This is a genomic window from Pseudomonas sp. SH10-3B, from assembly GCF_019891415.1.
Taxonomy (GTDB): domain Bacteria; phylum Pseudomonadota; class Gammaproteobacteria; order Pseudomonadales; family Pseudomonadaceae; genus Aquipseudomonas.
Genome location: NZ_JAFLXD010000018.1, coordinates 20,407 through 34,388 on the forward strand (window position 1 = coordinate 20,407; position 13,982 = coordinate 34,388).

A 13,982-nucleotide genomic window follows, 5' to 3' on the forward strand; every position below is an offset into this window, starting at 1 on the left:
TCATGCCGTTGCCGCAGCCCCTATTTTTGCAGGACGCTTTCAATGACCACCGAAAAAACCACTGCCAACCCGATTGAAGACATCTATCCACTGTCGCCGTTGCAGCAAGGGATGTTGTTCCACTCGCTGCTGCACGAAGACTCCGGCGTGTATCTGATGCAGGATCGCTACCGCATCGGCGGCGCCATTGATGAGGTTGCGTTCCTCGAATCGTGGCGCCAGGTCGTGGCGCTGCACCCTTCCCTGCGCGCCAGTTTCCAGTGGAAAACCCAGAAGCAACCGGTGCAGGTGATCCATCGCGAGGTCAAGGTGCCGCTCGACACCCTCGACCTGCGCGGCCTCGCGGCACACGAACAGCAAGCGCGAATCCGCACGTTGCTTGAAGAGGAACAGAAAGTCGGTTTCAACCTGTCGAAACCGCCGCTGATTCGCTTCCGGCTGGTGCGCCTGGCCGACGAAACCTACGAGTTCATTCGCAGCTTCCACCACATTCTGATGGACGCGTGGTGCATTTCCCTGGTGACCGTGGACTTCCTCAACGTCTACGAAGCACTGTGTAATGACCGCACGCCGGAACTCAAGAGCCCACGGCCGTTTCGCGACTACATCCAGTGGCTGCAACGCCAGGACGCCGGCAAGGCCGAGCACTTCTGGCGCCGCCAGCTACAGGGCCTCAATGCGCCGACCCCACTGACCGTGGACAACGGCGTGGCCCGTGACCGCTACACAGACGCGGTCCTGGTGGACGACCAACTGATTCACCTGACTGAATCGCAAACCCAGGCGCTGGGCGCATTCTGTCGCGCCCAGCGCATCACCCCGAACACGTTCTTCCAGGGCGTCTGGTCGCTGCTGCTGTCGCGTTACAGCGGCCAACGTGAGGTCATCTTCGGTGTCACGGTCGCCGGGCGTCCGGCAGAACTGTCCGGCGTCGCAGAAATGATCGGCCTGTTCATCAACACCTTGCCGTTGCGCGTTTCGGTTGATCCCGATGCATCGCTGGGCGACTGGCTCAGCGCATTGCAAGGCGTGAACGTCTATATGCGCGACTTTGAACACACGCCGCTCACCGATATCCAGGGCTGGAGCGATTTCCCTCGCGGCGAAACCCTGTTCGACAGCATTCTGGTGTTCGAAAACGCCCCCATCGATGAACAGATTCTCGAAGGCGGTTTCCAGTTCAGCCTCGACGGCATGGACCACAGCGTGCATACGCACTACGGCCTGACCGTGGTGATTCTGCCCGGCGAGCAACTGGGCATTCGCGTGTCTTACGACCGTGAACGTTTCGACGCACCCGCCGTACAACGCCTGCTCGGCCATATCGCCAGCCTCGTGCGCGACATGCTCGCCGCGCCTGACGCTCAGTTGGGCAGCTTCGAGCTGCTGGCGGCCGATGAGCGTCAGCAGTTGCTCGACGAATGGGCGGTCAACCCACACGACTTCCCCCTGGATAAAAGCTACGCCGAGCTGTTTGCCGCGCAAGTGGCCGAGCGCGGGGACCAGGTTGCCGCCGTTTGCAACGGTGAGTCACTGACTTACCGCGAACTGGATCAGCGCGCCACGCGACTGGCCCACGCCTTGCGCGAAGCCGGTGCCGGCGAAGGCCAACTGGTCGCGCTGCTGGCGCCGCGCGGCCTTACGCTGTTGAGCATGATGATCGCCGTGTTCAAGACCGGCAGTGCGATGCTGCCGCTTGAGATCAATCATCCGCCGGAGCGTCTGCGCGAGATCATTGGCCTGTCCCGCGCGCCGTTGCTGGTCGCCAGCGACGCGTGCAATGCGTTGCTTGATCAGGTGCTCGGCGGTCTCGACCAGGCGCCCGAGGCGTTGTTCGCCGAAGCGTGTTTCGCCTCCGGCAACGATGCACCGCTGCCATGGCTCGGTCGCCCGGACAGCCTGGCCTACGTGCTGTTCACCTCCGGTTCGACGGGGACGCCCAAAGGCGTGATGATCGAGCAGCGCGGCATGCTCAATAATATCTTCGGCAAGGTGCCGTCCCTGGGACTGAACGCCGAGGCGCGGATTCCACAGACCGCATCGGTGGCCTTCGACATTTGCGTGTGGCAGTTCCTCGCCGCGCCGGTGCTCGGCGCCACCGTCCACATCCTCCCGGACGAAGTCGCGCACGACCCGCAACGCCTGCTGCATGTACTCGCCAGCGAACGCCTGAGTGTGCTGGAAATTGTGCCGAGCCTGATGCGCACCCTGCTCGCCCTGTGCCCCTGCGATCTGCACTTACCGGATCTGCGCTGGGTACTGCCAACCGGTGAAGCCCTGCCGCCGACCGTGGCCCGGGACTGGTTCGCACGTTTCCCCGATATCGCCCTGATGAACGCCTACGGCCCGGCCGAGTGCGCCGACGACGTGGCATTCCAACCGATCTTCCAAGCGCCGCACGCCGACGTCAGCCACATGCCGATCGGCCGGCCAACCGCTAACAACCGCCTGTACGTCCTGGATGAGTACCTGCGTGCGGTACCGCTCGGTGTGGCCGGGGAAATCTGTGTCGGGGGCGTGGGCGTGGGCCGTGGCTACCTGCACGATCCACAGCGCACCGCCGAGGCGTTCATCGACCACCCGCAACTGCAAGACCGCATCTATCGCACGGGCGACCTCGGCCGCTGGCGTGCGGACGGCGTGATCGAATACCTGGGGCGGCGTGACCAACAAGTGAAACTGCGCGGCCACCGCATCGAACTGACCGAAATCGAACACCGTCTGGCGCAACACCCGAATGTGCGCGAAGCCGCTGTGCTGCTCCGCGAAAACGCCTCGGGCGAAGCCTGGCTGGTCGCCTACTGGTCGGCGCATGACGCGACACTGGGCAACGAAGGGCTGACCGAGCACCTGCGCGCGCAATTACCGCCCTACATGGTGCCAGCGGCCTTCGTGTGCTTGGAGCGCTTGCCGCTCAACAACAACGGCAAGGTCGATCGCAAGGCACTCGCGGCCCAGGAACTGCACTGGGAAGCCGACACCCGGGAAAGCATTGCACCGCGAAACGAACTGGAAGCTGCCGTGGCGAACGTCTGGGCTCAAGTGCTTGGGCGCGACAGCGTGGGCGTGGAAGACAACTTCTTTACCCTGGGCGGCCACTCGCTGTTGGCCACCCAGATCGTGGCGCGCCTGCGTGCGCACTTCAAACTCGACCTGCCGTTGCGCGTGTTGTTCGAGCAACCGACGGTCGCGTTGCTGGCCGTGGCCATCGCCGCACGCCAGGCCGCAGCTTCAACGCCGCCCGCCAGCGCCTCCCACGCGCTGAAAGCCCACAATCGCCCTGCGCTGCTGCCACTGTCCTTTTCACAGCAACGCCTCTGGTTCATCGAGCAACTGACGCCGGGGACGACGCTGTTCAACATTCCGTTCGCCCTGCACCTCAACGGTGAACTCAACGTCGACGCGCTGCACGCCAGCCTCAATGACTTGCTGGTGCGCCATGAAATCCTGCGCACCGGCATTCGCAGCAACGACGGTGTGCCGTGCCAGCACATCAGCGATGCGCTGAGCATTGCGCTGCCGTTCGAGGATTTGTCCGCCCTGGCGAGCACCGCTCGCGAAGGCGCGCAGTTCAAGGCGCTGCAAGACATCTTCGAGCAGCCTTTCGACCTGACCCAGCCACCACTGCTGCGCGCACGCCTGTTGCGCCTGGCGCCAGGGGAGCACGTGTTGGGCATCGCCCTGCATCACATGGTGTCGGACGCTTGGTCAGCCACCATTGCCCTGCGCGAACTGGCGCTGGGTTACCAAGCCCGCTGCGCTGGAAAACCTGCCGATCTTGCCCCCCTGCCGGTGCAATACGCTGACTTCGCCCTGTGGCAGCGCGAACACCTGCAAGGTGCCGAGCTCGCGCGTCAACTCGATTACTGGACCACCACGCTGGAGCGCCGCGACAGCGAAGGCAGCCCGTTGCTGGCCCTGCCGACCGACTACCCGCGGCCATCGGTGCAAACCTACCGCGCCGGCCTCGTGCAACGTGAGCTCAGCGCCGAGCTCAGTGGCCGGGTGCAAGCCTTTGCCAGCCGTTTGGGCACGACGCCGTTCACTGTGCTGTTTGCCGGTTTTGCCGTGTTGATGCACCGGTTGAGCGGCGATGCCACCGTGTTGATCGGCACCCCGGTCACCCACCGCGAACAAGCGGGCACCGAAGGCTTGCTTGGCATTTTGCTGAACAACCTGGCGATCCGCGCCGACTTCGAAGCCCAAGCCGACTTCACCGCAGTGGTCGGTCAAGTGGCCAAACGCTTGGGCGAAGGTCTGCAACATCAGGACCTGCCCTTCGAGCAATTGGTCGATAGCCTGCAACTGCCACGCAGCCTCAGCCATGCACCGCTTTACCAGGTGATGGTTGCGCAGCAACTGGCGATGGAGTCGCAGCTGCGCTTCCCCGGGCTGGATTTCAACGCCCTCGACACGCCGCTACGCCACAGCGAATGCGATCTGGACTTGCACGTGCTCTGTCCGGCCAATGCCCCTATTCAACTGGAGCTGATGTTCGCCCTCGATCTGTTCGCCGCCGACAGTGCGCGCCAGACCCTTGCGCGCCTGGAACACCTGCTCGAACAGATGCTCGCCGAACCGCAACGTCCGGTGGCCGCCTTGCCGCTGCTGATGGCAGCGGAATGGCAGCGCACCGTGGTCGAGTGGAACCGCACCGACATGCAGGTGCCCCGGCACCTGACGTTCGCCCAATTGTTTGAGCAACAGGCCGAACGCACGCCAGAACGCGATGCGTTGTGCTTCGAAGGGCAGCGCCTGAGCTACGCCGAACTGAACCGCCGCGCCAACCAGGTCGCACATTACCTGCGCAGCCGCGGCGTCGTGGCCAACAGTCCGGTGGCACTGTGTGTCGAACGTTCGCTGGAGCTATTGATCGGTCTGCTGGGCATTCTCAAGGCTGGTGGCGCGTATGTGCCACTGGACCCGAGCTACCCGGTGGACCGCCTGGCCTACATGCTCGAAGACGCGCAACCGGCGTTTTTCCTCGGCCAGCACGGTTTGCTGGAGCACCTGGGCGCCGCACTGCCACGCTTGCGCCTGGACAGCGACGCGAACCTGTTCGCCGATCAACCGGATGCCAACCCCGTGCCGCTGGCCGGGCCGGACGACCTCGCCTACATCATGTACACCTCCGGTTCGACCGGGAAGCCCAAAGGTACCCTCGTCACCCAGGGGTCGGTGGTCAACCTGGCGTGGGCGCGAATTCATGGGTTGTACCGCCGCTATACCGATCAGCCGATGCGCACCAGTTTCAACTACTCGTTCGCATTCGACAGTTCGGTGGCCGAGCTGATTCTGCTGCTCGACGGCCACAGCCTGTATCTGACCCCGGAAGCGGTGCGCTACGACCCTGACGCCCTGGCCGCGTTTTTCCACGAAACCCGCCTGGAGGCCTTCGAATGCACCCCGGCGCAACTCAAGGCGTTGCTGGAAAGCGATGGCGTGCGCCGTGGCGAAGTGTACTTGCCGCGCTTTGTGCTGTTCGGCGGCGACGCCGTGGACGCGCAGCTCTGGCAACGACTGCCAGCGATTGCCGGCAGCCGCTTTTTCAACACCTACGGCCCGACCGAATGCACGGTGGATGCGACCGCTTGCGCGGTGGATGACTTCCCGGCCCGCCCGATCATTGGCCGCCCGATAGCCAACGTACGGACCTACGTCCTCGATGCCTTCCTCAATCCGATGCCGGTGGGCGTTCCAGGGGAACTGCACATTGGCGGCGCCGGCGTGACGCGGGGTTATCTGAACCGCGCCGAACAGACCGCCAAGGTGTTCATCAACGATCCGTTTTCGCCTCAGGCCGGTGCGCGGATGTACAAGTCCGGTGACCTGGTGCGCTGGCTGCCGGATGGCCAGCTCGAATACCTCGGGCGCATGGACCATCAGGTGAAAATCCGCGGTTTCCGCGTAGAACTGGGGGAAATCGAAGCCTTGATCGGCGCCCAGCCGGGTGTGCGTCAAGCCGTGGTGCTGGCCCGTGAAGACGTGCCCGGCGACAAACGCCTGGTGGCGTACGTCACCTGCGATCAACCCGCAGACCTCAATGCCTGGCGCAAAACCATTGGCGCCGCCCTGCCCGATTACATGGTGCCATCGGCGTTCGTGCTGCTGGACGAATTGCCATTGACCGACAACGGCAAGCTCAATCGCAAGGCCTTGCCGGCGCCGGACATCCAGGCCGAACCGGACGCGCAAGACCCGCCACGCGGCGTTGCCGAACAGCAACTCGCGGCCTTGTGGGCCGAGCTGCTGAATGTGCCGTTGGCGCAGATCGGGCGCGACAGTCACTTCTTCTACCTCGGCGGGCATTCGTTGCTGGCGGCGGTGCTGTTTGCGCGTCTGCGCCAACAATTCGCCACGGTGCCGCCTCTGCGCGCGGTGTTCGAACACTCGACCCTCAGCGCCTTGGCCGCCCTCCTGGGGCAGCCGCTGAAAACGCCGGCAGCGACCTTTGTTGCGGCCATGCGCCCAAGCCGTTTGCCGTTGTCGTTCGAACAGCAACGCCTGTGGTTCCTCGAACAATTGAGCACCGGCGCAGGCGAATACAACGTGGTGAGTGCCGTGCAGTTCGACGGCGCGCTGAATACCATTGCCTTGCAAGCGGCGCTTAACCGCGTGATCCAACGCCACGAGATCCTGCGCAGCCGCATCGTGCGCGAATCCGGCGGCGAGTTGTCGCTGGTGATCGAAGCCAACGCCAACCTCATCGTGCGTGAAACTACGCTCGACGCCAGCAGCGACGAAGCCTGGCAACAACTGACCGACGAGGCCATCTACGCGGAAACCGGGCACCGTTTCGATCTCGCGGCCCAGACGCCGGTGCGTGCCACGCTGATTCAGCGCCATCAGCATGCCCAGGCGCTGCTGTTGCTGACCGTGCACCACTGCGCCATCGACGATGCGTCCAGCCAGAACCTGCTGGACGAACTGGCGAAGCTCTATACCGCGCAATGCCAGGGCACTGTGGCGACACTGCCGGACCTGGCGCTGCAATACCCGGACTACGCGCTCTGGCAGCGTGAACCCGCCCAGCAAGCGCTGTTCGCCAGTCAGCTGGAGTACTGGCGCGCACAACTGGAGGATGGCAATTACCTGTTGGACCTGCCCACCGAGCAAGGCCGCCCCACTCAGCTCGATCCCATTGCCGGCGCCGTGCAGGTGCAACTGCCGGCGCAATTGGTCGGGCGCTTGCGTGAGTTCGCCCGGCAACGTGGCGCGACGCTGTACATGCTGATGCTCGGCGCCGCGCAGTTGCTGCTGGGTCGTTACGCCAACCAGCGCGATGTGCGCTTCGGCAGCCCGGTGGCCCAACGGCCTCTGGCTGAGCTGCAACCCTTGATCGGTTGCTTCATCAACACCCTGGTCATGCGCGCCGACCTTGATCCACAACTGGATTTCGAAGGCCTGCTGCAACAGGTGCGCAATACCGTACTGGATGCCCAGCAGCGTCAGGATGTGCCGTTCGACCAGGTCGTCGAACACCTCGCACCGGAACGCAACCTCCACCAGACGCCACTGTTCCAAGTGCTGTTCGTGATGCAGAACGCACAGACCTCGACCAGTGATTGGCCACAGGTGCAGGTGCGCGAGCGGGCCGTCACGGCGCAATCCACCAAGTACGACCTGAACTGGGAAGTGCATGACGGCGACGTGCTGTCGGTACTGCTTGAGTATCGGGCTTCGCTGTTCAGCGAAGCCACGGCGCGGCGTTGGCTCACGCAATGGCAGCAACTGCTGGAGACCATGCTCGACGCTCCCCAGGCTCGCCTTGGCGACTGGTCACCGTTGACCGTGCCGGAACGCCAGCGCCAATTGGTCGAGTGGAACGCCACCGAACGGGCCTACAGCGGCCCGACCAACCTGCACACGGCCCTGAGCCAACAAGCCGCGCTGACGCCCCACGCTCCGGCGCTGGTGTTCGAAGGCCAGCGCCTGAGCTACGCCGAGCTGGATCAGCGTGCGCAGACTGTCGCCCGCGCCCTGCGCGGCGCCGGGATCGGCTGCGGCGCCATCGTGCCGGTGTGCATGGAGCGCTCGGTCGAGATGGTGGTTGCCCTGCTCGGTATCGTGCATGCCGGCGCGGCTTGGCTGCCGCTCGATCCACAGTTGCCGCCCGCGCGCCTGGCCTTCCTGATCGGCGATGCCGACGCCCACGTCACCCTGACGCAAGCGCAGTGGCTGCAACACTTGCCCGCCGGGCACCGCGCCTGGACTCTCGACACGCTGCCGAACGCCCCGACGGGCGAGCCGATCAGCGTCAGCGCCAATGACCTCGCCTACGTGCTCTACACCTCCGGTTCCACCGGCCAGCCCAAAGGGGTGATGAACGAACACGGCGCCTTGATGAACCGTTTGCACTGGATGCAGGACGCCTTCCCGATTGGCCCGAACGACCGCGTGTTGCAGAAAACCCCGTACAGCTTCGACGTCTCGGTGTGGGAGTTCTTCTGGCCGCTGATCACCGGTGCGACGCTGGTGGTGGCACGCCCGGACGGCCATCGCGACCCGGCCTACCTCAGCCAGTTGATCCAGCAGGAGCAGGTCACCACCCTGCACTTCGTGCCGTCGATGCTGCGTGTATTTGTCGACGAGCCAAGCCTTGCCAATTGCACGACACTGCGCCAGGTGTTCGCCAGCGGCGAAGCGCTGCCGGTGGACCTGGTGCGCCGTTTCATGAGCCAACACCCGGCCGCGCTGGTCAACCTGTACGGCCCGACCGAAGCCGCCATTGACGTGTCCGTCTGGCGCTGCGCGGTGGACGACGTGATCGTGCCGATCGGCAAACCGATTGCCAACCTGCGCCTGTACATCCTCGACGAGGCCATGCAGGCGCTGCCCATCGGCAGCATCGGCGAGCTGTACATCGGCGGTGTCGGCGTCGCGCGTGGTTACCTCAAGCGTGCGGACCTGACCGAGGAACGTTTCCTCGCCAGCCCGTTTGTCGAGGGGGATCGCCTGTACCGTACCGGCGACCGCTGCCGCTTCCTCGCCGATGGCAACATCGAATACCTCGGGCGGCTCGACCATCAGGTGAAATTGCGTGGACAGCGTATTGAACTGGGTGAGATCGACGCCGAACTGCTGGCGCATTCCGCTGTGCGTGACGCGGCAACGCTGTTGCTTAATGAGCGCCTGGTGAGTTTCTGGTGCGGCAACGCCGAAGAAGCCTCGCTGCGCACACACCTGAGCGACACCCTGCCGGGACACATGCTGCCCAGCCTGTTGGTGCAACTCGACAGCCTTCCGCTCAACAGCAACGGCAAGCTCGACCGCAAGGCACTCGCCGCCCTGCCATTACCCGATGCACACCACGACAAACCGCCTAGCGCGCCGCGCAATGCGACGCAAGCCGTGCTGTGCGAAGTGTTCGCCGAATTGCTGGATTGCCCGACTGTCGGGATCGACGATCACTTCTTTCAACTTGGCGGTCACTCGTTGCTGGCCACCCGCCTGGTGGCGAGGGTGCGTGAACGCCTGGGTGCAAGCCTGCCGCTGGCGCTGGTGTTCGCGCAACCGACCGTGGCGGCCTTGGCCGATCACTTGCGCGCAGCAACGCCAGGCGAGCTGATCACGACACAACCACGTCCGACGGTGTTGCCGTTGGGTCTGGCGCAGCAGCGGTTCTGGATGCTCAGCCGTCTGGTGCCGGACTCTCGCGAATACCACATGCCGTTTGCCCTGAGCCTGCGTGGTGAGCTGAAGGTACACGCCTTGCGTGAAGCCTTTGAGCTGGTCAGCGAGCGCCATTTGGTGCTGCGCAGCCGCATCATCGAAGTCGACGGCGAGCCGCAGTTGCTGATCGACGATCATGGCCCCGCATTGACAGTCACCTCGGTGGCGGCACACGACTGGGCCTCGGCGTGCAGCGAGGCGCAGGCCGCGCTGATGTCGCCGTTCAATCTGGCGCTCGCCGCACCTTGGCGCGCGCACCTGCTGCAACGTCAGGGCAGTGATGAACACCTGCTACTGGTGTGCCTGCACCACAGCGCCACCGACGGTTGGGCGATGCAATTGCTCATTGATGAACTGGCGCAAGCCTATGGCGCCGGCCTCAATGGCCAATCCCCGGACTGGGCAGCGCTGGACATCGACTATGTGGACTTCGCGCTGTGGCAACAGCACCCACAGACCCTGGCCCGTCGCAACGACAGCCTGGATTACTGGAAAAACCACCTCGGCCCGGACGATTACCAACTCGACCTGCCGCTCGACCGCCCACGCGGCGCCGAGGCGGATCGTCGCGCGCACCTGCTGAGCGTCAGCCTCGGTGCCACGCGCGCCGAAGCGATCCGCCAGTTCGCCCGTCAACGCGGGACCACGCCGTATGTGGTGCTGGCAACCGCGTTGAGTGCCTTGCTGGCGCGCTACAGCGGCCAGCGTGAAATTCGCCTCGGCACGCCGGCCGATCAGCGCGACCAGCCGCAGTCCCAGGCGCTGCTGGCATGTCTGGTGAACACCTTGGTGATTCGCAGCGAAGTCGATCAACAAGCGCCGGCCGAGCAATTGCTCGCCGACCTTGAAGCCGACCTGCGCGCCGCCCAGGCCCACGCCGACCTGCCGTTCGCCACACTGGTGGGCGCCGTGGCCCAGCGCCGCGACCTGAATCGCACGCCGCTGTTCCAGGTGTTGTTCTCCCTCAATCATGGCCGCATGGACAGCAGTCAATGGCCCGGGCTGACCCTTGAGGAACAGGCGCCACCACTGATCGACGCCAAATTCGAACAGAGCTGGGAAGTTCAGGATGACGGCAGCGACATGACCCTGGCGCTGGAATATCAGGCGGCGCTGTTTGACGAAAGGACAATGCAGCGCTGGAGTACGCAGTGGTGTGAACTGTTGGATGCCCTGGTGGCAAACCCGGCGCGCGCCTTGGTCGAGTTGTTCCCGCAGCAGCAGGATCAACAGCAACTGGAGCGCTGGAACGCCACCGAACGGACCTACAGCGGCCCGACCAACCTGCACACGGCCCTGAGCCAACAAGCCGCGCTGACGCCCCACGCTCCGGCGCTGGTGTTCGAAGGCCAGCGCCTGAGCTACGCCGAGCTGGATCAGCGTGCGCAGACTGTCGCCCGCGCCCTGCGCGGCGCCGGGATCGGCTGCGGCGCCATCGTGCCGGTGTGCATGGAGCGCTCGGTCGAGATGGTGGTTGCCCTGCTCGGTATCGTGCATGCCGGCGCGGCTTGGCTGCCGCTCGATCCACAGTTGCCGCCCGCGCGCCTGGCCTTCCTGATCGGCGATGCCGACGCCCACGTCACCCTGACGCAAGCGCAGTGGCTGCAACACTTGCCCGCCGGGCACCGCGCCTGGACTCTCGACACGCTGCCGAACGCCCCGACGGGCGAGCCGATCAGCGTCAGCGCCAATGACCTCGCCTACGTGCTCTACACCTCCGGTTCCACCGGCCAGCCCAAAGGGGTGATGAACGAACACGGCGCCTTGATGAACCGTTTGCACTGGATGCAGGACGCCTTCCCGATTGGCCCGAACGACCGCGTGTTGCAGAAAACCCCGTACAGCTTCGACGTCTCGGTGTGGGAGTTCTTCTGGCCGCTGATCACCGGTGCGACGCTGGTGGTGGCACGCCCGGACGGCCATCGCGACCCGGCCTACCTCAGCCAGTTGATCCAGCAGGAGCAGGTCACCACCCTGCACTTCGTGCCGTCGATGCTGCGTGTATTTGTCGACGAGCCAAGCCTTGCCAATTGCACGACACTGCGCCAGGTGTTCGCCAGCGGCGAAGCGCTGCCGGTGGACCTGGTGCGCCGTTTCATGAGCCAACACCCGGCCGCGCTGGTCAACCTGTACGGCCCGACCGAAGCCGCCATTGACGTGTCCGTCTGGCGCTGCGCGGTGGACGACGTGATCGTGCCGATCGGCAAACCGATTGCCAACCTGCGCCTGTACATCCTCGACGAGGCCATGCAGGCGCTGCCCATCGGCAGCATCGGCGAGCTGTACATCGGCGGTGTCGGCGTCGCGCGTGGTTACCTCAAGCGTGCGGACCTGACCGAGGAACGTTTCCTCGCCAGCCCGTTTGTCGAGGGGGATCGCCTGTACCGTACCGGCGACCGCTGCCGCTTCCTCGCCGATGGCAACATCGAATACCTCGGGCGGCTCGACCATCAGGTGAAACTGCGCGGCCAGCGTATTGAACTGGGTGAGATCGATGCGGCGCTGTTGAATCTGCCCGCCGTTACCGGCGCCTGCACCCTGGTGATCGACAACCGTCTGGTGGCGTTCTACAGCAGCAGCGCCGCAGTGAACGGCCTCGACACCTCCCTCGCCGCGCAATTGCCGGCCTACATGGTGCCCGCGGTTTGGGTCCAGGTGCCGGCGCTGCCACTGACCAGCAACGGCAAGATCGACCGCAAAGCCCTGGCCGCCCTGCCGTTGCCGCAGTCTCACGAAGACTACGTTGCGCCGCGCAATGCGCTGGAAACCTTGCTCTGCCGGTTGTTCGGCGAACTGCTCGGCGAAAACCTCAGCGCTGGCCGTGAAGTCGGCACCTCGGACAGTTTCTTCGCACTGGGGGGCGATTCCATTCTCGGCCTTAAGCTGATTTCACACCTGCGCGAACAGGGTTACTCGCTCACGCCGAAGGACCTGTTCCGCTCGCCGACACCGGCGGCGTTGGCACAAGTAGCGAGCCCACTGCTGACCCTGGCCGAACAGGGCGATGTCATCGGCGCGATGCCGCTGATGCCGCTGCATCAGTGGTTCTTCGATCAACAGCAACCGCACGCCGCACATTGGAACCAATCGGTGCTGGCCGACAGTGAGCGCCGACTGCACGCGGATCAGGTGCAAGCGGCGCTGGACCGACTGGTGGCCCATCACGACGCCTTGCGCCTGCGCTTCAATCAAGTCGACGGCGCCTGGCAAGCGCAGATCGCCGCCGTCGAACCGGCGCGGTTGGTCCGCTGCGAGCGCTTGGAGCAACTGGACAACGTCGCGCAAAGCCTGGACCTGCAAAACGGCCCGCTGTTCGCGGCCGCATTGCTCGAAGGCGAACCACAGCGTCTGTACCTGGTGGCGCACCACCTGGTGATCGATGCCGTGTCGTGGACGCCACTGCTGGAAGACTTCCAACAGGTCTATGAAGCGCTGGAGCGCGGTGAGAACCCGACTCTGCCGGCAAAAACCACGTCCTACCGTCAATGGGCCGAACACCTGGACGCCCATGCGGCCAGCGTCAGTGCCGAACGGCGCTACTGGAATGCCCAGGCTGCGGCCACTGCCCAACCGCTGGCCACGGTTGCCGAGCGGCAGACACTGGCCGCACGTTGGGACGCTCACCGCACCCATCAATGGCTGACCGAGTCTCACGCGGCCTATCGCACGCAACCGGAAGAACTGCTGATCGCGGCCCTTGCCGCAACCTTGGCGCAAGCCGAGAGCCGCGCCGACATCGTCGTCGATCTGGAGCGCCATGGCCGCGATGCGCCGTTTGAAGGGCTGGATGTCAGCCGCACCGTCGGTTGGTTCACCACCCTGTTCCCGCTGCGCGTGAACTCCAGTGGCGCGCCGGGCGACCGCGTGCGCAACGCCAAGGAAGCCTTGCGCGGCGTACCGGGCCAAGGCCTCGGCTTTGGGCTGTTGCGCCAGCGCGGCGAACTGCCGCCGAGCCGTGGCGACGTGTTGTTCAACTATCTGGGCCATGCGCAGACGCCACCGGGATGGTTGCGCGCCAGCCGCCTGACGCCACCGCCGGACGTGGCGACGGGCAACCGTGTGACCCACGGCCGTGAAGTGGTGGTCTGGCTGGAAGACGGCGAGCTGCGCATCGAGTGGCACAGCGTCACGCCGGATGCCGACAGCCGCTTGCCTGCGCGCTTGCTGGAACACCTGCAAGCGCTGGTCGAACACTGCCTCGATCCGCAGGCCGGGACGCTGATGCCGTCGGACTTCCCGCTGGCCAAGGGCATGAATCAGGCGACCCTCGACACCTTGCTCAAACGCCTGGGGCCGAAGAAATGAGCCCC

At 64.9% G+C, this 13,982-nt stretch carries 1 protein-coding gene; it reads left to right on the plus strand.

Annotation, left to right across the window (positions count from 1 at the left end):
• Positions 1 to 42 precede the first annotated feature (42 nt).
• A complete protein-coding gene (locus J1G35_RS15405; RefSeq protein ID WP_223015352.1) occupies positions 43 to 13,977 on the plus strand; it encodes a non-ribosomal peptide synthase/polyketide synthase in 13,935 nt (4,644 codons plus the stop codon).
• The last annotated feature ends 5 nt before the right edge of the window (positions 13,978 to 13,982 follow it).